The sequence below is a fragment of the Streptomyces sp. H39-C1 genome (assembly GCF_027158125.1).
Taxonomy (GTDB): domain Bacteria; phylum Actinomycetota; class Actinomycetes; order Streptomycetales; family Streptomycetaceae; genus Actinacidiphila; species Actinacidiphila fildesensis.
Genome location: NZ_JAPVLS010000012.1, coordinates 74,736 through 94,543, shown reverse-complemented (window position 1 = coordinate 94,543; position 19,808 = coordinate 74,736). Strand labels below are relative to the sequence as shown.

19 protein-coding genes and 1 pseudogene are annotated in these 19,808 nt (G+C 71.0%); 11 read left to right on the top strand and 9 right to left on the bottom strand.

Going from position 1 to position 19,808, the window contains the following annotated elements; translation table 11 throughout:
• Positions 1-26 precede the first annotated feature (26 nt).
• Positions 27-1,346 carry a threonine--tRNA ligase gene (gene thrS / locus O3W51_RS10835; protein ID WP_331284058.1) on the bottom strand — a complete coding sequence of 440 codons (1,320 nt, stop codon included), beginning with the start codon at positions 1,344-1,346 and terminating at the stop codon, positions 27-29.
• A gap of 140 nt (positions 1,347-1,486) precedes the next feature.
• Complete coding sequence (locus O3W51_RS10830; RefSeq protein ID WP_138355363.1) at positions 1,487-1,981, bottom strand: cupin domain-containing protein; 495 nt, start codon at positions 1,979-1,981, stop codon at positions 1,487-1,489.
• Positions 1,982-2,233: 252 nt separating this feature from the next.
• Here O3W51_RS10830 and O3W51_RS10825 point away from each other — a divergent pair, with 252 nt between their 5' ends.
• Complete coding sequence (locus O3W51_RS10825) at positions 2,234-2,941, top strand: alpha/beta hydrolase (RefSeq protein WP_269285391.1); 708 nt, start codon at positions 2,234-2,236, stop codon at positions 2,939-2,941.
• A 93-nt stretch (positions 2,942-3,034) separates the two neighbouring features.
• Here O3W51_RS10825 and O3W51_RS48770 read toward each other — a convergent pair whose 3' ends face one another.
• From O3W51_RS48770 to O3W51_RS10815, 3 genes and pseudogenes are all read right to left on the bottom strand, one after another.
• Positions 3,035-3,328: an FAD-dependent oxidoreductase gene (locus tag O3W51_RS48770; protein WP_368860189.1), complete on the bottom strand. Its 294-nt coding sequence runs from the start codon at positions 3,326-3,328 to the stop codon at positions 3,035-3,037.
• Positions 3,327-3,650: pseudogene (locus tag O3W51_RS10820) on the bottom strand (FAD-dependent oxidoreductase); the annotation flags it as partial. The gene O3W51_RS48770 and the pseudogene O3W51_RS10820, both read right to left, overlap by 2 nt.
• 81 nt (positions 3,651-3,731) lie before the next feature.
• Positions 3,732-4,430 (bottom strand): TetR/AcrR family transcriptional regulator, encoded by a 699-nt coding sequence (locus O3W51_RS10815; RefSeq protein WP_138355364.1) that lies wholly within the window; start codon positions 4,428-4,430, stop codon positions 3,732-3,734.
• Positions 4,431-4,559: 129 nt separating this feature from the next.
• On the opposite strand from O3W51_RS10815, the gene O3W51_RS10810 reads away from it, so the two are divergent.
• From O3W51_RS10810 to O3W51_RS10780, 7 genes are all read left to right on the top strand, one after another.
• On the top strand, positions 4,560-6,287 hold the full coding sequence (locus O3W51_RS10810; RefSeq protein WP_138355365.1) for an amidohydrolase: 1,728 nt from the start codon (positions 4,560-4,562) through the stop codon (positions 6,285-6,287).
• A 78-nt stretch (positions 6,288-6,365) separates the two neighbouring features.
• Positions 6,366-8,051, top strand: a complete 1,686-nt coding sequence (locus O3W51_RS10805; protein ID WP_198358905.1) for an ABC transporter substrate-binding protein — start codon at positions 6,366-6,368, stop codon at positions 8,049-8,051.
• A complete protein-coding gene (locus O3W51_RS10800; RefSeq protein WP_269285388.1) occupies positions 8,048-9,064 on the top strand; it encodes an ABC transporter permease in 1,017 nt (338 codons plus the stop codon). Before O3W51_RS10805 ends, O3W51_RS10800 begins: the two co-directional genes overlap by 4 nt.
• Positions 9,061-9,966, top strand: coding sequence for an ABC transporter permease (locus tag O3W51_RS10795; RefSeq protein WP_232485969.1), 906 nt, complete (start codon positions 9,061-9,063; stop codon positions 9,964-9,966). The genes O3W51_RS10800 and O3W51_RS10795 overlap by 4 nt, the downstream gene beginning before the upstream one ends.
• Positions 9,966-11,012 (top strand): ABC transporter ATP-binding protein, encoded by a 1,047-nt coding sequence (locus O3W51_RS10790; RefSeq protein WP_269285386.1) that lies wholly within the window; start codon positions 9,966-9,968, stop codon positions 11,010-11,012. Before O3W51_RS10795 ends, O3W51_RS10790 begins: the two co-directional genes overlap by 1 nt.
• Entirely contained in the window at positions 11,009-11,929 is a 921-nt protein-coding gene (locus tag O3W51_RS10785) for an ATP-binding cassette domain-containing protein (RefSeq protein WP_269285384.1), read from the top strand. The genes O3W51_RS10790 and O3W51_RS10785 overlap by 4 nt, the downstream gene beginning before the upstream one ends.
• 142 nt (positions 11,930-12,071) lie before the next feature.
• A complete protein-coding gene (locus O3W51_RS10780; RefSeq protein WP_138355369.1) occupies positions 12,072-13,361 on the top strand; it encodes an ATP-binding protein in 1,290 nt (429 codons plus the stop codon).
• A gap of 24 nt (positions 13,362-13,385) precedes the next feature.
• Here the strand turns inward: O3W51_RS10780 and O3W51_RS10775 are convergent, their stop codons facing one another.
• Entirely contained in the window at positions 13,386-13,904 is a 519-nt protein-coding gene (locus O3W51_RS10775) for a GNAT family N-acetyltransferase (protein ID WP_269285381.1), read from the bottom strand.
• A 103-nt stretch (positions 13,905-14,007) separates the two neighbouring features.
• The gene (locus O3W51_RS10770) at positions 14,008-14,946 is read right to left on the bottom strand and encodes a LysR family transcriptional regulator (protein WP_164294106.1); all 939 of its coding nucleotides are present in this window, start codon (positions 14,944-14,946) and stop codon (positions 14,008-14,010) included.
• 83 nt (positions 14,947-15,029) lie between these two features.
• Between O3W51_RS10770 and O3W51_RS10765 the strand changes: the two genes are divergently transcribed.
• From O3W51_RS10765 to O3W51_RS10755, 3 genes are all read left to right on the top strand, one after another.
• Positions 15,030-15,956: an EamA family transporter gene (locus tag O3W51_RS10765; RefSeq protein ID WP_269285378.1), complete on the top strand. Its 927-nt coding sequence runs from the start codon at positions 15,030-15,032 to the stop codon at positions 15,954-15,956.
• A gap of 170 nt (positions 15,957-16,126) precedes the next feature.
• A complete protein-coding gene (locus O3W51_RS10760) occupies positions 16,127-17,050 on the top strand; it encodes an NADP-dependent oxidoreductase (protein ID WP_269285376.1) in 924 nt (307 codons plus the stop codon).
• Between the two features lie 34 nt (positions 17,051-17,084).
• Positions 17,085-18,023, top strand: a complete 939-nt coding sequence (locus tag O3W51_RS10755) for an AraC family transcriptional regulator (protein WP_269285374.1) — start codon at positions 17,085-17,087, stop codon at positions 18,021-18,023.
• Between the two features lie 32 nt (positions 18,024-18,055).
• On the opposite strand, the gene O3W51_RS10750 is transcribed toward O3W51_RS10755, so the two are convergent.
• Both O3W51_RS10750 and O3W51_RS10745 read right to left on the bottom strand, forming a co-directional pair.
• Positions 18,056-18,730, bottom strand: a complete 675-nt coding sequence (locus O3W51_RS10750; protein ID WP_269285372.1) for an alpha/beta fold hydrolase — start codon at positions 18,728-18,730, stop codon at positions 18,056-18,058.
• Positions 18,731-18,770: 40 nt separating this feature from the next.
• Entirely contained in the window at positions 18,771-19,703 is a 933-nt protein-coding gene (locus O3W51_RS10745; protein WP_269285495.1) for an NADP-dependent oxidoreductase, read from the bottom strand.
• Positions 19,704-19,808: the final 105 nt, after the last annotated feature.

Genomic DNA, 19,808 nt, shown 5'->3' with positions numbered 1-19,808 from the left:
CACCGCGGGCCGGGTCGAACCGCGCACTACGCTTTGGCGTCGCCGTCCCACAGGTCGGTGCTGTGAGCGTCGACGAGAGCGGAGATGCGGGCCAGCACCTCCGCGGCGGGCAGGGCGTCCAGGCGGCGGCCGTCCCGCAGGCGCAGGGCGACCTGGTCGTCGACGGCCTCCTTGGCACCGATCACCGCCTGGTAGGGCACAAGCCGTGCGAGCCGGATGCGCGCACCCAGGCTGCCGCGCTCCGGCCCGGCGAGTTCCGCGCGCAGCCCCTGGTCGAGACAGCGGTGGACGAGTTCGGCGGCCTGCGGCAACTCGGCGTCGGAGACCGGGAGAACGACGAGCTGGGTGGGCGCGAGCCAGGCGGGGAAGGCGCCTCCGTGCTGCTCGATGAGGTGCGCGACGGCACGCTCGACGCTGCCGATGATGCTCCGGTGGACCATGACCGGCCGGTGTTTCGCGCCGTCCGCGCCGATGTAGTGCAGATCGAACTGCTCGGGCTGGTGGAAGTCGATCTGGATGGTGGACAGGGTGGACTCGCGGCCGGCGCCGTCGACGACCTGGACGTCGATCTTGGGTCCGTAGAACGCGGCCTCGCCCCCGGCGGCTTCGTAGGGCAGGCCGGAGCGGTCCAGGACCTCGGTCAGCAGGGCGGTGGACCGCTCCCACTTCTCCGGGGCGGCCACGTACTTCCCGCCGGGGCCGGGGAGCGAGAGCCGGTAGCGGCTCGGGCTGATGCCGAGCGCCTCGTACGCCCGGCGGATCATCTGCAGCGCCGACCGGGCCTCGTCGGCGACCTGGTCCAGGGTGCAGAAGATGTGCGCGTCGTTGAGCTGGATGGCCCGCACGCGGGTCAGCCCGCCGAGCACGCCCGACTGCTCGGAGCGGTACATGCCTCCCAGTTCGGCCATACGCAGCGGCAACTCGCGGTAACTGCGGGAGCGCGAGCGGTAGATCACCGCATGGTGCGGACACAGGCTCGGCCGCAGCACGACCTGCTCACCGCCGAGGTCCATCGATGGAAACATGTCGTCGCTGTAGTGGGACCAGTGCCCCGAGATCTCATAGAGCTCCCGCTTGCCGAGCACCGGCGAGTACACGTGCCGGTAGCCCGCGCGCCGTTCGGCGTTGCGGATGTACTCCTCCAGCGCGTGGCGCACGGTCGCACCATCGGGCAGCCAGTACGGCAGCCCGGCACCGATCAGCGGGTCGGTGTCGAACAGTTCCAGCTCACGACCGAGTTTGCGGTGATCATGCATCGTGGTCTCCTCGCGGACAGTGAGGCGAGTGACCACACGGCGAAGCCCCGGGGCACTCGCCCCGGGGCTTCGGACTAAGACATCAGTCAGCGCGCCGGGACACTCTCCGGGGTCGTCGTCATAGCAGCGCGCTTCATGCGTTCCACGCTAGCAGAGGCGCGGCAGACATCGCTGGCCCATTTTCCGATGGCGCGCAGGGCTCTCACCAACCCTGCGCTCAACCCTTCGGACTACTTCGCCGCGTCGAGAGCGGCGCGCCACACCGGGCTGTCGACGTAGTGGTTGTCGTACTGCTCGGAGGAGTCCTTGATCTCCTGCGGGCTCGCCTCACCGCGCATCACCCGGCCGAGCAGCCGCAGGTAGTCGAAGCGCGGCATGCCGGGGGTGAACACGAACAGCACGTCGGCCTCGGCGCCGGGGGCCGCCGCGAAGGCGTGCGGGGTGTGCGGCGGCACGAGCAGAAGGTCGCCCTCGTTCAGTATCTTCACCTCGTCATCGACGAGCACCTGCAGGGAACCGCCGATGACGAAGAAGAGCTCCGAGGCCCGCGTGTGAAAATGGGCCGGAGCACCCACCGCCCCCTCCGTGAACTGCGAGCGGTAACTCGTCAGCGAGCTGCCGTCGGTGCCGCAGTCGGCGAGAAGGGTCATGACGCTGCTCGGGTCACTGGTGGTCTCAGCGGTGGCGGCGCGCGTCAGAACCGGCGTCAGTGCGTTGGCGTTCACGGTGGTACTCCCTGCTCCGGGCGGTTGCCGCGGGGTTGTTCCGTTGCTTGATGAGATAACTCTAGCCAACCAATAGGCCTGGTGCCGGGTGCATTTCGGAGCAGGAAAGATGGGTCAATCGGAGGGCCTGGATCCGGCGTGAAGCGTCCGGCGACGCGGCATCGCAGTGCGTGCGATGAGTTCCGGGCCGTGGCAGCGTCTAACGTTGTGGCGGCTCGATACGCGCGTCGCCGGGCTGCGTGAGGACTGACGATGGCGACCTATGTGCTGATTCCCGGTGCGGGATCCGACTCCTGGTACTGGCACCGGGTGGCGCCGCTTCTGCGGGCCCGGGGGCACGACGTGGTGACGCCGGATCTGCCGTGCGCGGACGAGACGGCCGGGCTGGCGGAGTACACCGAGGTGGTGCTGGAAGCCATCGGTGACCGTAAGGACCTGGTGCTGGTGGCGCAGTCGATGGGCGGGTTCACCGCCCCGCTGGTCTGTGCGCGGGTTCCGGTGGAGCTGATGGTGCTGGTGGCGGCCATGGTTCCTGCGCCAGGGGAGTCGCCGGGGGACTGGTGGGCCAACACCGGGCAGCCCGGTGCCAGACGGGAGCTGGATGTGCGGGAGGGGCGTGACCCGGATGCCGAGTTCGATCCGCGGATCACTTTTCTGCACGATGTTCCCGAGGATGTGGCCGCCGCTCTGATGGTGCGGCCGGTCCTCGACCAGGCCGAGGCGCCCTTCCTCAAGCCCTGGCCGCTCTCGACCTGGCCGCAGGTGCCGACCAAGTTCCTGCTCTGCCGGCAGGACCGGTTCTTCCCGGCCGACTTCCAGCGCCGCGTCGTCCAGGAACGGCTGGGCTTCACCCCGGACGAGATGGACGGCGGCCACCTCCCGGCGCTGGCCCACCCGCAGGAACTGGTCGAACATCTGGACGCCTACCGGATCTGCAACCACGCCGAGTCCAGCCGGTGACGCCGGTGCGCAACGGCAGGATCGCCGCTTCGCGGGAAGCGGCGATCCTGCCCGGCCCTGATGCGGCGCGGTCACCTCAGGAGTTCCACAGGTTCAGATCTGCGTCGTGATCTCGCTCGCGGCACGTTCGCCGGAGGCCACCGCGGCGTTCAGGGTGGAGTTGTCGACGTCGGTGTGCTCGCCGGCGAAGTGGATCCGGCCCTCCTGGACGCCCTCGTAGCCGGCGAACGAGGTGTACTGGCCGACCTTGTAGTAGTGATAGGCGCTAGCGGGCGGTTCCCGCCGCGGCGTACGAGGCGCTGAAGGCGTTGTACACGTCGCCGTCCCAGTCGCTCTGCTGCTGGGCCCCGGTGTAGGTGCTGTTGTTGATCCGGGTGACGTAGTCACCGGTGTCCAGCGCGCCGCAGTTCGCGTACTCGCGCTTGAGGCCCAGGGTCGCGGCGAGCTTGAGGATCGCGGTGTCGGTCGAGCTGATGAAGACCCCGCCGTGCTCGCTGACCTGGCCGTTGTCGAAGAAGCCGCGCAGGGACCAGCGGCGGCCGCCGAGGTGGGTAATGTCCGCCTCGTACACGGTCGCGGCCACCGGCTTGCCACGGTTCCACAGCTGGTGCGCACAGCGGAGGCCGGCGAGGCCCGCGCCGACGCTCGGGCGGCGGGGTGGAGCCCGCCGCGGGTATCCGAGTCGAGGGGGAGTGAAGCGCTGGCACATCAGTGTTGCCAACAGCATTGCGCCAACGCGGCAATGCCAACGCTCAGCCATCCGTGGGGATCCGGGCGGACCCGCGTGGCGTTATGCCCCGCGAACGGCCTCGGCCTTCCGCTCGATCGCGGCGATCAGCGACTCGACCCTGGCTTCGAAGATCTGGTCATCCGTCACTTCGGCCAGCTGGGAGCTGAGTTGGGTGATGTTGGGGAACGCGGTGGCGTCGACCCGCCGGTACTCGCGGTTCCACGAGGACTCGTCACCGGCCCGTACGTCCGGGTCGAACAGCAGATAGGCGGCGCGCTGGCCGACGTGCGCCAGCAGGGAGTCGCCGACCATGCGGTAGTGCACGGCCGCGTCCTGGCCCGAGAGCCCGGCCTCCATGACGGCTCCGAGGATGAGTTCGACGATGCGGAACTCGTTCGTGCGCCGGGTGGTGCGGCTGGCCATGGCCGACGCGACCGCCGGGTATTTGAGGGCGACCCGCAGGGAGCCGGCGGCCAGGGCGCGCAGCCGTCCCTTCCAGTCGAGGCCGCCGGGGATGCCGTCGAGCACCTCTCCCAGCGTCCGGTCGGCGACGGACAGCAGCAACTCGTCCTTGTCGCGGAAGTGTCGGTAGATCGCGGTCGGGTCGGCGCTCAGCTCCTCGCCGAGGCGGCGGACCGTGAAGGCGTCGGCGCTGCCGCGAGCCGCGATGCGCAGGCTCGCTTCGATGATCGCGTCGGGTGACAACTGCGCGCCGGCGCGCTTCGTCCGGGCGGGGGTGGCGGCGTGTGGGTTCGGCATGGTGCGGCCAGTCTAACGACGCCCGCACCAATGCGCGCAACGCCGTTGACAACAGTGTTGCGCTGCCGTTCACTCCTCCTCAACACACACGCAGTGCGGGCCCGGCCCGCCGAGCCGGAGGGTACGTCGATGGGGAACACCAGGCAGCGGGCCGACACCGTCTTCGTGGGGGGCCGGGTCTTCACCGGGACCTCGTCGGCGCCGATCGATGCCGCTGTAGCGGTCGGGGGCGGACGGATCCTGGCGGTCTCCGACGAGACGTCGGTCCGCGCCCTGGGCGACGGGGACACCGAGGTCGTCGATCTCGCGGGTGGCCTGCTCGTCCCCGGTTTCCAGGACGCGCACATGCACCCGGCGGTGGCCGGGGTCCAGATGCTGCGCTGCGATCTGTCCGAGGAGCGTTCTGTCGAGGGATATCTGGCGGTGGTCGCCGAGTACGCGAAGGCGAACCCGGACACGGACTGGATATCCGGCGGTGGCTGGTCCATGGACGTCTTCCCCGGCGGCACTCCCACCCGCGAGATGCTGGACGCGATCGTCCCCGACCGGCCGGTACTGCTCAGCAACCGGGACGGCCACGGCGCCTGGGTCAACTCGCTCGCACTGCGGCTGGCCGGCGTCGGCCGTGACACCCCCGACCCGGTGGACGGCCGGATCGAGCGGGAGCCGGACGGCACTCCGGCCGGCACCCTTCAGGAGGGTGCCGTGGGCCTGGTCGGCGCGCACCTGCCCGTCGCGACACCGGACGAGGCGCTCGCCGGACTGCTGGTGGCGCAGGAGTATCTGTTCTCCCTCGGGGTGACCACCTGGCAGGACGCCATGATCGGCGTCTTCCCCGGAAACCCGGACAATTTCGACGTCTATGTGCGGGCGGCCAGCGAAGGGTCGCTCCAGGCGAGGGTGGTCGGCGCCCTGTGGTGGGACCGCGAGCGCGGGCTGGAGCAGCTTCCCGAGCTCGAGGAACGCAGGCGAACCGGCCAGGTCGGGCGGTTCAACGCGACCACCGTGAAGATCATGCAGGACGGCATCGCGGAGAACTTCACCGCGGGCCTGCTGGAGCCCTACCTCGACCACTGCGGCTGCGCCACGGACAACTCCGGCCTCAGTTTCGTCGATCCTCAGCTGCTGGACGACGCCGTGCGGGTGCTCGACGAAGCGGGCTTCCAGATCCACTTCCACGCGCTGGGGGACCGGGCCGTCCGTGAGGCGCTCGACGCGCTGGCCGGCGCCAAGGCGGCCAACGGCACCAACGACAACCGCCACCATCTGGCCCATCTGCAGCTGATCCACCCCGATGACCTGGGGCGTTTCGCCGAGCTGGGGGCCGCCGCGAACATCCAGGCACTGTGGGCGGCGCACGAGCCGCAGATGGACGAGCTGACGATCCCCTTCCTCGGATCCGAGCGGGCCGCCCTGCAGTACCCGTTCGGCGACCTGTTGCGGGCCGGCGCCCGGCTGGTCGCCGGCAGCGACTGGTCGGTGAGCAGCCCCAACCCGATGTGGGGTATCCATGTCGCGGTCAACCGGGCGGTGCCCGCCGAAGCCCCCAACGCTCCGCAGGCGCAAGACACCGCCGAAGACGTCCACAGCCCCGACAGTTCGACCGCGCAGGAGCCCGCCAAGCCGTTCTACCCGGAGCAGGCACTGACGCTCGCCCAGGCCCTGACCGCCTACACCGCGGGCAGCGCGTGGGTGAACCACCTCGACGACGTCACCGGGACGGTCGAGGTGGGCAAGTACGCCGACCTCGTGGTGCTGGACCGGGACCCCTTCGAGCGGCCCGCCCTGGAGATCGCCGAGACCCGGGTGCTGCGGACCTACATCGACGGGCGGCTCGTCTTCGCCGCGACCGACTGAGCTGTGCCGCCCGCACGCCGAAGCCGTTCCCGCTGTTCCCACGCGCACCCTCAGGCGCACCACTCACGGAGGAACACCATGCCAGCAGTCTGTCCGAGAACTGTCCTGCGACCTGACCGGCGACCCGTCCGCCGCACCCTGACCGCCGCTGTCGCCGCGGCCGCCGCACTCGCCCTCACCACCCTGAGTGCCTGCAGCGGCACGGCGCACCCGCCGGCCGGGACCGCCGACGCCGCGTACCGGCTGACGGCGAAGACCCCGGCCGCCGCGGGCCCGGTCAACTCGTTCACCTGGTCGCTCTTCGCCGAGCCGACCTCGATCGACTACGCCTACGCGTTCGACTACCCGCCGAACCAGATCCTCGCCAACGTCTGCGAGAGCCTGCTGCGCTGGAACCCGGACCTGACGACCTCACCCGGCCTGGCGACCTCCTACACCCACCCCACGCCGACCAGCTGGGTGTACCAGATCCGCTCCGGCGTGCGCTTCCACGACGGTACGACGCTCAGTGCCGACGACGTCGTCGCCTCGCTGCGCCGCAACCTGGATCCCGAGGTGGCCAGCAACTGGGCCTACCCGTTCCGCAATGTGAAGTCGATCGACCGGACCGGACCGTCGCAGGTCACCGTCAGCCTCAAGTCACCGGACTCGACGTTCAACAAGTACCTTGCCGCGAGTCCCGGCACGGTGGAGTCCGCGGCCACCCTCAAGAAGGACGGCAAGGACTACGGCAACCCGGCGAAGGGCGTGAACTGCACCGGACCCTTCTCGTTCGGGTCCTGGACCTCGGGCCAGTCGCTGGTGCTCAAGCGCTTCGACGGGTACTGGGACGCCAAGCTCAAGCCCAAGGCCGGCGAGGTCAAGTTCGTCTTCCTGTCCGACCCGACGACCCGCGTCAACGCCTTCCAGACCGGTGAGGTCGACGGTGGCTGGATGGTCCCGCCGCACGCCTACGCCCAGTTGAAGGCGAGCCAGGCGGGCACGCTGTACTTCGGCCGGAACACCACGGTCGCCTCCGAGATCGTCAACAACCTCAAGGGACCGCTGGGCGACGCCCGGGTACGGCAGGCCCTGCTGATGGCCATCGACCGCAAGGGCATCGTCAAGGCGGGCGCGGGCGGGGTCGCCGATGTCGCGGACTCACTGGTCAGTTCGAACACCTGGAGCGGTACACCCGACTCCACCGTCAAGGGACTGCTCAAGGCGCTGCCGAGCTATCCCTACGACCCGGTGAAGGCCAAGGCGCTGGCCGCCCAGGCCGGAGTCGCCGGGCAGAAGGTCGTGATCGCCAGCAGCCCGCTGGACTCCCAGACCACCATCATCACCCAGGCCGTCGCGCAGGCGGCCAAGGCCATCGGGCTGAACCCGCAGATCGACACCATCTCCGCCGACAAGTACACGGCGCTGTTCACCGACGCGGCCGCCCGCAAGGGCATCGATCTGTTCCTCACCTTCTGGTACACGTCCATCACCGACCCGCTGGACATGTACGGCTCGCTGCAGACCGGCGCGTTCAGCAACTACGGCAACTGGTCGAACCCGCAGTTCGACGCGGCCATCGACGAGGCAACCGTCGCCCAGGATCCGGCAGCGGTGGCCGCCGCGACCGGGAAGGCGCAGCAGACGGCCATGGAGCAACTGCCCTGGCTGCCGCTGTACACCGAGCCGGTGAGCGTCTTCCTCGGCAAGCGGATCACCGGGGTCCAGCCGTCCATCGCCTACCTGTACTACCCGTGGGCCGCCGAGATCGGAGCCCGCGGATGACAGCCGCCCTGGCGACCACCGCGGTGGACGGTGCCCGGCGGGCCGGGAGGTTCGGCGCCCTGGCGGTGTCGACGCTGCGCAGGCTCCTCACGATGGCGGTGACGCTGCTGGTCACCTCGTTCGTGGTGTTCTCCTCGCTGTACCTGGCACCGGGCGACCCGGTCAGCTTCCTGGTGCGCGGGCGCAGCCCGAGCCCACAGGCGATCGCCGCGATACGGGAGCAGTACGGGTTCAACGACCCGTTCCCCGAGCGGTACTGGCACTGGTTGCAGGGCGTGCTGCAAGGGGACCTCGGCCGCTCGTACCTGTTCCACCAGAGCGTCGACCAGGTGCTGTGGTCCCGGCTGCCCGCTTCGATGCTCCTGGTGGGCACGGCGGCGCTGATGATCGCGGTCGTGGGGGTCGGCGCCGGGATCGTCGGGGCGCTGCGGCGCGGAACGCGCACCGACACGGCGGTGCTGCTGATGGTCACCGTGGGGGCGGCGGTGCCGTCCTTCGTCGCGGCGATCACGCTCCGCTCGGTGCTCGGCGTACGCCTGGGCTGGTTCCCGACGATCGGGAACGGCACCGGTCTGCTGGACCGGATGCACCATGTGGTGCTTCCCGCCATCGCCCTGTCGGTGACGTTCATGGCACTCGTGACGCGGGTGACGCGCTCGGCGATGCTGGACGAGCTGCGCCGTGAACACGTCGAGGTCGCGCTCAGCCGGGGGATGTCCAAGTCGTCCGTGGTGCGGCGCCATGTGCTGCGCAACGCGCTGGGGCCCATCGTCACTGTCTCCGGGCTGCTGCTCTCGGGAATGCTGGTGAGCACCGCGATCGTCGAGACCGCGTTCGGGATGTCCGGGGTGGGTTCGCTGCTGGTGCAGGCCGTGAACGAGATGGACTTCCAGGTGGTCCAGGCGATCGTGCTGCTGGTGGTCGCGGCGTTCGTCGTCGTCAACACCTTGGTGGACCTGGTGTATCCGCTGATCGACCCGCGCGTCGCGGCAGCAGCAGGGAGCGCACGATGAATGCCCCTTCCTCCACCATGGCCGACCGCCGGGCCGACCCACCCGCTCCGTCGCCGTCCCGGCTGCGACTCCCGCTGGTGTGGCTGCGGCGGGCCGGTGGCGGCTGGCTGATGCGTGGCTGTCTGCTGCTTCTGGCCCTCTTCGTCCTGATCGCTCTGTTCGCGCCCTGGATCGCCCCGCAGGACCCGACCTTCGGCGAGCTGGGCAACGGCTTCGCCGGGCCCGGCCCCGACCACTGGCTGGGCACCGATCTGGGCGGGCACGACACGTTCTCGGCCCTGATCGAGGGCACCCGCACCAGCCTCGCCGGCCCGCTCGCCGTGGTGCTGTTCTCCACCACTCTGGGGGTCGCCGTCGGTCTGTTCACCGCGTGGCGCGGCGGGTGGGTCGACACGGCGGTCGGCCGGGTGCTCGACATCCTGTTCGCCTTCCCCGCGCTGCTGCTGGCGATCCTCGCGGTGGCCCTGTTCGGCAAGGGTCTGACCGCACCGGTGCTCGCCATGGCCATCGCGTACATGCCCTACACGGCCCGTCTGGTGCGCGGTCTGACCGCGCAGGAGAAGACCCGGCCGTACATCGCCGCCTACCAGGTGCAGGGCCACTCGGCGGTGTTCATCGCCTTCCGCCGGCTGCTGCCCAACATCACCCCGACCGTGCTCGCCCAGTCGACGGTGAACTTCGGGTACGCCCTGCTCGACCTCGCGGCCCTGTCGTTCCTGGGCCTGGGCGTGCAGCCGCCGACACCCGACTGGGGCTCGATGATCAACCAGGGGCAGGCAGCCGTCCTCCAGGGACAACCGCTGTCCGCGATCGTTCCGGCCGTCGCGGTCGTCCTGGTCGTGGTCGCCTTCAACGTCGTCGGGGAGAACCTCGGCGACCGGCTCGCGGGGAGGGAGTCCTGATGCCGCTGCTCGAATTCAACGACCTGAGTGTGGCGCTGCCGGGCATGGCCCGTCCGATCCTGAACGGCGTCAGCCTGACCGTCGCCGCCGGCGAGGCCGTCGCGCTGGTCGGGGAGTCCGGCTCGGGGAAGTCGGTCACGGCCCGTGCCGCGCTGGGCCTGTTCCCGGCCGGGGCGGCGATCGGCGGTCACGTCCGCGTCGACGGGGCCGATCTGGTCGGAGCGGACGCCGGATGCCTGCGCGAGGTGCGCACCGGCAAGGCGTCCATGATCTTCCAGGACCCCCGGGCGGGCATCAACCCGGTGCGACGCGTCGGGGACTTCCTCACCGAGTCACTGCGCCTGACCGGCGGCTGGTCCAGGGCACGGGCGGGCGCCCGCGCGCTGGAACTCCTGACCGCAGTCGGGCTGCCGGACCCCGTCCGGCACCTGCGGCAGTACCCGCACGAGCTCTCCGGCGGAATGCTGCAACGCGTCATGATCGCCGGGGCGCTCACGGCGGAGCCGCGGCTGCTGCTGTGCGACGAGCCCACCACGGCGCTCGATGTGACCACCCAGGCGGAGATCATGGCGATCCTCCGCCGACTGCAACGCGAGCGTGGCCTCGGCCTGCTGCTGATCACGCACGACATCGATCTCGCCGCAGCGACCTGCGACCGGATCTACGTGATGTACGCCGGGAGGATCGTCGAGACCGGGACCGCGACCGAACTGCTCACCGCGCCCCGGCACCCCTATACCGCCGGGCTGCTCGGTTCGACGCCGCCTCTGGACGGACCGCTCGGACGACTCACGCCGATCCGCGGCGTCCCCATGGGCCTGCTGGAAGCCGCACCGGGCTGCTCCTTCGCCGCCCGCTGCCCGCACGCCCGGCCGGGACTCTGCGACAGGACGGCGCCCGACCTGGCACGGCCTGCCCCCGTCCAGGTCCCGGCGTCCACGGCGCAGCGTGGCCCCGCGCTCGTCGCCTGCCATCTGGCCGATGAGATCGATGGCCGGCCGGCGATGGCGGCCGTCTGCGCCTCACCCAGCGAGGAGGACCGTTGAACACCGCACCCGCTCCCGCCCCTGTGCCCACCCCAGCCCCCGCATCGCCCGGAAGACCGCTGCTCCAGGTCAGCGGTCTGCGCAAGGCCTACTCCACCGGCGGCACCCAAGTGGTCGCCGTCGACGATCTGTCGTTCTCCCTGCATCCCGGCGGGGCCCTCGGCCTGGTCGGCGAGTCCGGCTCGGGCAAGACGACCACGGCGCGGATGCTCGTCGGTCTCGAACGCCCCGACCATGGACAGATCCTGGTCCAGGGCGCCCCGATCGCCGCGACGGTGCGCGGACGGGCGGCACGGCTCGCCCGCGCGAAGGCCGTGCAGATCGTCTTCCAGGACCCCTACCTGCCGCTGGACGGCCGGATCAGCATCGGGACGACCATCGACGGGGTGCTGCGGCTGCACGGCTGCGGTGACCGCGCGGCGAGGGCCGGCCGGGTCAGGGAGCTCCTGGCCCAGGTCGGCCTCGGCGACCGCGAGTCGGCGGCGCTGCCCCGTCAGCTGTCGGGCGGTCAGCGCCAACGCGCCGCCATCGCCCGTGCGTTGGCAGTCGAACCGGCTGTTCTGGTTCTCGACGAAGCGGTGTCGGCACTCGACGTCTCGGTGCAGGCCCAGGTGCTCAACCTGCTGTCGGACATCCGCCGCGACACCGGCATCGGCCTGGTCTTCGTCAGCCACGACCTGGCGGTGGTGCGCTACGTCTGCGACGAGGCGCTGGTGATGTACCGGGGGAGGACCATGGAACACCAACCGGTCGCCGATCTTCTCACCGCGCCACGGCACCCCTACACCCGCCTGCTGCTGGCCTCCGTACCCCGCCCCGGCTGGGACCCCGACGCCATCGGCCGCCGGCGGCGCGCGCTCGACGTCCTCCCGGGCGATACGGGTTCCCCGACCGCCCCGACCGCCCCGATCGCGTAGGTCCGGCGCATAGGGGCCGCGGGGTCCGCGTCCTACGGACGGAACGTAGCGTTCGGCCGGCCGGATTGTTCACGGTGGAGCGGGCCCCGCCCCGGCCCCGCCCCTAGCCTCACCGAAACGGCACGGACGAGGGGCGGTACCGGTGAACTGGCTCATCCACGATTACCGCGAGAGCGATCTCGCGGCAGTGGTCCACCTGATCGACACCACGGCCGAGCTCGGGCAGGAGTCGGTCTTCTCCCTCGCCGAGTGCATCGGCGCGCTGACGTCCCGGCAGCCCGCGGTGGTCGCCGTTCACCAGGGCGTCCCGATCGGCGCGGCGCTGGCGTGCGTGGCCGGTGAGCGGGCCTGGGTGATGCGTATCGCGATCTCCTCGGTCTGGCGCGGGCGAGGACTGGCCAGTGCCCTGCTGGTGGAGTTGGAGCGGCGGCTCGTCGCGGCGCGGGTGGGCCGGATCGCCTATGTGCTGCCCGAGGAGGACCTGCTCGGCGAGGGCCTCCTGAACGCCGGCTACACCCGGCAGCCCGCGGTGGCCTACTTCGAGAAGGTCGAACCGTCGCACGGCCCCGCGGCGAGCCTGTTGGAGGACCTCGGCGGCCGGTTCCTGCCGGGTGACCTGTGGGGCAAGGTGGCCGGGATGGAAGCGGAGAAGGACCTGATCGAGCGGCGGGTCGTGCTGCCGCTGGCGGAGCCCGAGCGGGCGGCCCGGCACGGGGTCCGGCCGCCGCGTGCCATCGCCCTGTTCGGCCCGCCCGGCACCGGCAAGACGACGTTCGCACGGGGCATCGCGTCCAAACTCGGCTGGCCGTTCGTCGAGCTGCTGCCCTCCCGGCTGGCGGACGAGGGCAACCTCGCCGCCGCCCTCCGCAGCGCCTTCGCCCGGATCGCGGAGCTGGAGCGGGTGCTGGTCTTCATCGACGAGGTCGAGGAGGTCGCCCCGGTCCGCACCGAGCCGGTGCAGCCGGGCGGTATGCACGGGGTGACCAATGAACTCCTCAAGCTCATCCCGGGATTCCGGGAGGGCGACGAGCGGCTGCTGGTGTGCGCGACGAACTCCATCCGCTCCCTGGATCCGGCGTTCCTGCGTCCTGGCCGCTTCGACTACCTGATCCCAATCGGTACCCCGGACGCGGCCGCCCGCTCGGCGATCTGGTCCCGGTACACCGGCGGCCGCCCCGACGTGGAGGTGCCGGCTCTGGTGGTGGCCAGCGAGCTGTTCACCCCGGCGGACATCGAGCACGCGGCGCGCACCGCCGCCCAGGCGTCCTTCGAACGGGATCTGGAGTCGATCGGCGGCGGGGCGGGCATGCAGAGCCCGCCGGGGGCGAGTACCGGTGACTACCTGGCGGCGATCGCCCAGTGCCGGCCGACCGTCACCCCCGCGATGACCGAGGAGTTCAGCGCGGACATCACCGCCCACGCCCGCCTCTGAGCACGTCATGACCCAAGGGTCGCCTCAGGGTGAGGCGGGTGAGTCGTCGCTCTGCCGGGCTGCCGGCAGGTCCCGTACGAAACGGAGGCCCGGGCGACCGCTCAGCTGGATGTCGCCGATGGGCGTGAACCCCGTTCGCGCCAGCACTGCCCGGGAGCCGGCATTGTCGAGTGTGGTCCTGGCCCTCAGCGTGGTCAGGCCGTACTCCGTGGCAGCCAGTTCGCAGATCTGGTGAACAGCGGCGGTGGCCAGCCCGCGCCCGGCGGCCTCCTCGGCGATCCGGTACCCGAGTTCCGCCGAACCCCATTCCACATCAACCAGGTTGACCCGGCCCAGCACCGCGCCGTTGTCGGCGACCAGCACGTGAAAGTAGAGCAGCCCTGCGGCCTGGTCGGTCAGCAGCTCATCGAGCCGGGCATCGAAGTGGGCGAAGAAGTCGTCGCCGCGGTCGGGAATCGACGCGGCGAAATAGGTCCGGTTCTTCTGCTCGAATTCCAGCAGCGCCGGGGCATGTCCGAGGTCGAGGAGTTGCATGACAGGCATGGCGCAAGGTTACGCACCGGTGCCGCGGAGCCCCGTTGGTTCGGCATGACTCACCCTGCTGTGATCGTCCGGGGTGGTGGCGCCGACGCCCCCCGGAGGCCGGTCACGGACCCGGTGCGTCGAGACCGTCGTGGCCCGGGGTCATGCGCCCGGCGCGGTCGGTGAGGAGGCCGGTGACCAGGGCCAGCGGCGGCCAGTTGAGCCGGCCCTGCCGGGCGACGGCGTAGGAGTGCAACTCGACGCTGGGGGAGGTGAGGGGCAGGATCCGGATGGCGGGGTAGGTGGCATGGCCGATGGGCAGCAGGCCCACGCCCAGGCCCGCGGCGATCATGTCCTGCACGAGGTCGAGACTGTCGGCCTGGTGGGTGATCCGGGGGCTGAAGCCGGCCATGGACGCGAGCGTGCGAATGACGTGCTCGTCCGCGGTGTTGCGGGAGTTGACGATCCAGTCGTGGTCGCGGAACCCGGCGAACACCTCCTGGGCCGTTCCGGTGGGGGCGGTCGAGGCGGTGGCGAGTGCGGGAACGCCGAGACCCCATGTCGCCGTCCACAGCGGTGTCGCCCTCAATGACGGGTCGACGGTCGCGGGAGCGAGGTTGTAGTCGTAGGTCAGCGCCAGGTCCGTCTGGTCGCCGGTCAGCAGCGCGAGAGCCTCGGCGGGCTCGTGCTCCCGGATCAGGATGTGCACCCGTGGATGGCTCGCCGCGAGATCGGTGATGACCGGCAGCAGGAAGCTGCGGATGGCGGTGGCGAATCCCGCGATCCTTATCGTGCCGTTGGGTTCCGCTTCCGGGCCCAGGTCGAGCCGCGCCGCTTCGACCGCGGCGAGGATGGTCACCGCGTGTTCGGCCAGCCGGCGCCCTGCCGGCGTCAGCCGCACCCTGCGCCCGTCGGGCTCCACCAGCACGGTGCCCGTCTCCCGGGACAGGGCTGCGATCTGTTGCGACACCGTCGAGGTCGTGGTGCCGAGAACGTCGGCGACGGCCCGCATCGACCCCAGCCGGGACAGTTCCGCCAACAGTTCCAGCCGCCGTGTCTCCATTCCGTCATTGTTCAGCATTCCTGAACGGACTGTCCATGATCGCCACGTGGACATCAACGATGTGTCGGCCCTCTACTGGAGCCATGACCTCCGCAGCCACCGCCGCTCCGACCGTTCCCGCGGCTCCCTCCGCCCTCGGCAGGCTGCCCGGCGGGGCCCGGGGTGGAGCGCTCATGGCCGTCGCGTCCATGTCCTGCGTCCAGCTCGGCCTGGGGTTGTCGGTCCCGCTGCTCGACCAGCTCGGTCCGCTGGGAACCGCGTGGCTGCGGCTCGCCTGGGCCGGAATCCTGCTCCTGGTGCTGGTCAGGCCCCGCCCGTCGGACTTCACGCGGAAGGACCTGCTGGCGTGCACCGTCCTGGGCGCGGCGACAGCCGGCCTGATGGTGCTCTTCATGTGCGCGGTCACCCGGATCCCGCTGGGCACCGCCAGCGCGCTCGAGTTCCTCGGGCCGCTCGGCCTGTCCCTGTACGGCGCCGCGGGCGGGCGCAGGATATGGGCCCTGCCGGCCGGGGTCGGGGTGGTGCTGCTCACCGAGCCCTGGCACGGCGGCACCGACCTCGTCGGGGTCGGGTTCGCGCTGGCCGCCGCGCTCTGCTGGGCCGTGTACATCGCGCTCACCCAGAAGGTGGGCGACCAGGTCACCGGGCTGAAGGGCCTGGCCCTGTCCATGCCGGTCGCCGCCATCGTCGCCACGTTCTTCGCCGCGCCGACCGAACTGGGCCACGTGACCTGGCCGCTGATCCTCACCGGTCTGGCGCTGGCCGCGCTGCATCCGGTGCTCCCGTTCAGCCTGGAGTTCCTCGCCCTGCGCCGGCTCACCACCACGGCCTTCGGCACCCTGATGAGCCTTGAGCCGGCCATCGCGCTCGCGGTGGGCCTCGTCATCCTCGGGCAGATCCCCGGCCCGGCGTCCGCGGTCGGCGTCGGATTCGTCGTGGTCGCGGGAATCGGCGCCACCCGCGCCGGCGCGCGCACCGCGGCACCGGCTGTCGTCGTCGACGACGGCTGAGTACGTAAGGCGCCCGGCACGCATGGCTGAGAGAGTCATTCGGAAAGACGCTGGGACATGTAACAGAGACGGAAGGCTATTCTGCGGCTCATTCGATCTCCCTAGGGTTGAGGACATCAAGCAGGCAGCCGGGCCGGGCACCAGCCGGACCCAACCCAGGGAGAGTTACCGTGCGCGCAGTCATCCAGAAGTCCTTCGGCGGTCCCGAGGTCCTCGACGTCGTGGAGACCGAGCGGCCGAAGCCGCTGTCCGGTGAGGTCCTCGTCAAGGTCCACGCCAGTGCGGTCAACCCGGTGGACGTGGCCGTCAGGTCCGGCGCCTTCCCGCTGCTCGGTGAGCCGCCGTTCGGCGTGGGCTGGGACATCTCCGGAGTGGTGGAGGAGGCCGGTCCCGGCGCCAGGTTCGAAGTGGGCGACGAGGTGTACGGGATGCCGTTCTTCCCCCGTGCCGCCACCGGGTACGCCGAGTACGTGGCCGTCCCGTCCCGTCAGGTGGCCCGCAAGCCCGCCTCCATCGACCATGTGCACGCCGCCGCCATCCCCCTCGCGGCGCTCACCGCTTGGCAGGGTCTGGTGCAGGCCGCCGGGGTCACGAAGGGCGACCGGGTGCTGATCCAGCGGGCGGCCGGTGGCGTCGGCCACTTCGCGGTGCAGATCGCGAAGGCGCGCGGCGCCCATGTGATCGCCATCGCCAGTGCCGCCCGGCACGACTTCGTCCGCGGTCTCGGCGCCGACGAGGTCATCGACTACCGGACCACCGACTTCACCGAGGCCGTCAAGGACGTCGACGTGGTCTTCGACTCCACGGCCCAGGGCGACCTCTCGCTCGGCGTGCTGCGCCCCGGCGGCGTGCTCATCAGCATCCTGGAGCACGGCAACCCGGAGCTCGCCGCACGTGTCCAGGCGGCCGGGCGGCGCTTCGCCGGCATCTCGGTCGAGCCGGACTACGCCGCGCTCGAAGCGATCGCCGAGCTCGTCGACGCCGGGCTGATCCGTCCGTACGTCGAGGAGACGTTTCCCCTGGCGGAGGTCGGCAAGGCACACGAGCTGGTCGCCTCGGGGCACGTACAGGGCAAGATTGTCCTGACGGTCTGACCACAGCGGGCCGCACCAGGAAGGGCGAGGCCGGATGGACATCCTCACCGAGGCGCTGGCCTCGATGCGCACCGGGCACCCGGCGTCCGTGCGGACCAACGGCCGCGCCCCCTGGGGCCTGCGGCTGCCGCCGGTCGCGGGCGCCGGGTTCCATGTGGTGCTGTACGGGACCTGCTGGCTGATCCCGCTCGACGAGGGGTCGTCGCGTCTCAAGCCGATCCCGCTGAGCCCCGGCGACGTGGTCTTCCTGCGGGACGGACGCGGCCACATCCTCGCCGACCATCCCTCGACGCCGGCCGAGGAGCCCAACGACGAGCAGTTCGAGGGCGGTTCACCGATCGGCTCGGTCACCCTCGGCGGCGACGGCCCCGAGACCAGCCTGCTGTGCGGCAACTACCACCTGGACCAGGGCCGCCCGCACCCCCTGGTACGGCAGCTGCCCGAGGTGATCCATCTGGCGACGCGGCACGGCCGCCACCCTGAGCTGAGCGCAGCCGTCCAGCTGCTCGGCAACGAGCTGGAGAACCCGCGCATCGGCTCGGACGGCATCGTGCCCACCCTGATCGACTCGCTGCTCCTGTACATCCTGCGGGCCTGGCTCGACGACCAGCCACCGGCTGCCGCCCAGGGCTGGGCGGCGGCCCTGGGCGACTCGGCGGTGGCGCCCGCCCTGTCCGCGATGCACGACGACCCCTCGGCCCAGTGGACGGTCGAGTCGCTGGCCGAACGGGCGGGCCTGTCCCGTGCCGCCTTCGCCCGGCGATTCGCCGCGCTGGTCGGCGAACCGCCGATGGCGTATCTGACCCGCTGGCGCATGACGACCGCGGCCTGTCTGCTGCGGGAGTCCGACGCTCCGCTCACGACGGTCGCCGCCCGCACCGGCTACGGCTCGGAGTTCGCCTTCGCCAAGGCCTTCAAGCGGGAGTACGGCCTGGCCCCGGGCGGCTACCGACGCCAGGTCAGGGCGGCCTGACGGCGGTAGCCCCGTTCTCTGCTCTCCGCTCCTCAGTCCTCCGCGCTCGCCAACAGGACCTTCAGCAGCTCATCGGGAGCGTCCCGCATCACGTTGTGGCCGGAGGCCAGGGCGTGCGTGCGCCAGGTGGGGTCGTCGAGCAGTCGCTCGTAGAGCCCGGTGAACGGGGATTGCCCGTCCCAGCCGGTGGCGTAGACGTAGTCCCTGCTCCGGAACCGGTCGAGTCCGCCCGCCAGGCGGACCGACTGGAGCAGGGAGGCCAGCGGGTGCGCAGTGGCGCGGGGGTCGAAGAACGGGAGTGGCGCACTGGTGAAGCCGGTCTCGTGCGCGCCGCTGAGATACCACTCGCGCTCCTGGTCGGTGACCAGGGACCAGCACGAGTCGCCGTCCTCGGGGACCATGGCGTCGACGTAGACCAGACCGGCCACCCGTTCGGGGACGCGGTCGGCGGCGCCGGTGATCACCATGCCGCCGTAGCTGTGCCCGACGAGGACGGCGTCGGTGATCTGCTGGTCCGTCAGAAGGTTGACGACGTCGTCGATATGGGTGTCGAGATTGACCGAGTGGGTGAGCAGGTGCTTGCGGTCGCCCACCCCGGTCAGGGTCAGGGGGAAGGCCTGGTGCCCGTGTGCGCGCAGCTGACGGGCGAGCGGTTCGAAGGTCCATGCGCCGTGCCAGGCGCCGGGTATGAGGACGAACGTGGTCATCGGGCGAGTCCTTATGCGGGTCGGTCGTTGACGATGCGGGTCAGTCGGTGACGGTGAGGACGATCTTGCCAGTGGTGCGGCGGCTGTCGGCGAGTTCATGGGCCTTGGCGGCCCGTTCGAGCGGGAGCACCGTATCGATCTCGGGGCGCAGCAGGCCCGTCTCGGCGAGGGCGGCGATCTCCCGCATGCCCGCCTGGTCGGGTTCGACGACCATGAAGGCGGCGCGCAGCCCGAGGGGTCGGGCCTGGTCCGCCAGGTACGCCTCGGCCGGGGAGGCGAGGGCGACCAGGGTGCCGCCGGCGCGCAGGGTGCGCAGGGAGCGCGGCCCGTACTCGCCGCCGATCGTGTCGATCACGACGTCGACCGGTTCGAGGGCGGTCTCGAAGTCGGCCTGGGTGTAGTCGACCAGTTCGTCCGCGCCGAGACCGCGCAGGAAGTCGTGTTTGGCCGGGCGGGCGGTGCCGATGACGTGGGCGCCGCGGGCCTTGGCGATCTGGACGGCGAGGTGGCCGACGCCGCCCGCCGCGGCGTGGATCAGCACGCGCTGTCCGGGGCGCACGTCGGCGACGTCCACCAGGGCCTGCCAGGCGGTGAGCGCGGCCAGCGGCAGCGCGGCGGCCTGCACATGGGTCAGTCCGGCGGGCTTGCGGACCAGGTGCCGGGCCGGGGAGGTCACGTACTCGGCGTAGGTGCCCGCCGGCAGGGGGTGGCGCGGCATCCCGAACACCGCGTCGCCGGGGGCGAGTGTGGTCACCCCGAACCCGACCGCCTCGACGACGCCGGAGACGTCCCAGCCGAGCCGGATCACGGTACCGGCCAGGCCGCCGGTGGCCCGGTGCCAGGAGTCGGTCGGATTGACCCCGGCCGCGTGCACCCGAACCAGCACCTCGGCCGGCCCGGGCTCCGGGCGCTCCACCTCGATGACCTTCAGTACCTCGGGTCCGCCGAACTCGTCCTGGCCGATCGCACGCATCGTCATTCCCCTGATCCCCTGTTCCGCCGGGCCCCTGTGGCCCGTTGAGATCAAGGTTTTCGCATTCCGCCATGAAGAACGAGTGGCAAGATTGCCAGCATCTGA

Excerpts from the sequence above, each read along its gene's own strand:
- O3W51_RS10745 (WP_269285495.1), bottom strand. The coding sequence starts at position 19,703 with ATGCGTGCGATCGGCCAGGACGAGTTCGGCGGACCCGAGGTACTGAAG.
- O3W51_RS10815 (WP_138355364.1), bottom strand. The coding sequence starts at position 4,430 with ATGCCGAACCCACACGCCGCCACCCCCGCCCGGACGAAGCGCGCCGGC.
- O3W51_RS10825 (WP_269285391.1), top strand. The coding sequence starts at position 2,234 with ATGGCGACCTATGTGCTGATTCCCGGTGCGGGATCCGACTCCTGGTAC.
- O3W51_RS10775 (WP_269285381.1), bottom strand. The coding sequence starts at position 13,904 with ATGCCTGTCATGCAACTCCTCGACCTCGGACATGCCCCGGCGCTGCTG.
- O3W51_RS10770 (WP_164294106.1), bottom strand. The coding sequence starts at position 14,946 with ATGGAGACACGGCGGCTGGAACTGTTGGCGGAACTGTCCCGGCTGGGG.
- O3W51_RS10755 (WP_269285374.1), top strand. The coding sequence starts at position 17,085 with ATGGACATCCTCACCGAGGCGCTGGCCTCGATGCGCACCGGGCACCCG.
- O3W51_RS10795 (WP_232485969.1), top strand. The coding sequence starts at position 9,061 with ATGAATGCCCCTTCCTCCACCATGGCCGACCGCCGGGCCGACCCACCC.
- O3W51_RS10790 (WP_269285386.1), top strand. The coding sequence starts at position 9,966 with ATGCCGCTGCTCGAATTCAACGACCTGAGTGTGGCGCTGCCGGGCATG.
- O3W51_RS10805 (WP_198358905.1), top strand. The coding sequence starts at position 6,366 with ATGCCAGCAGTCTGTCCGAGAACTGTCCTGCGACCTGACCGGCGACCC.
- O3W51_RS10810 (WP_138355365.1), top strand. The coding sequence starts at position 4,560 with ATGGGGAACACCAGGCAGCGGGCCGACACCGTCTTCGTGGGGGGCCGG.
- O3W51_RS10750 (WP_269285372.1), bottom strand. The coding sequence starts at position 18,730 with ATGACCACGTTCGTCCTCATACCCGGCGCCTGGCACGGCGCATGGACC.
- O3W51_RS10800 (WP_269285388.1), top strand. The coding sequence starts at position 8,048 with ATGACAGCCGCCCTGGCGACCACCGCGGTGGACGGTGCCCGGCGGGCC.
- O3W51_RS10765 (WP_269285378.1), top strand. The coding sequence starts at position 15,030 with ATGACCTCCGCAGCCACCGCCGCTCCGACCGTTCCCGCGGCTCCCTCC.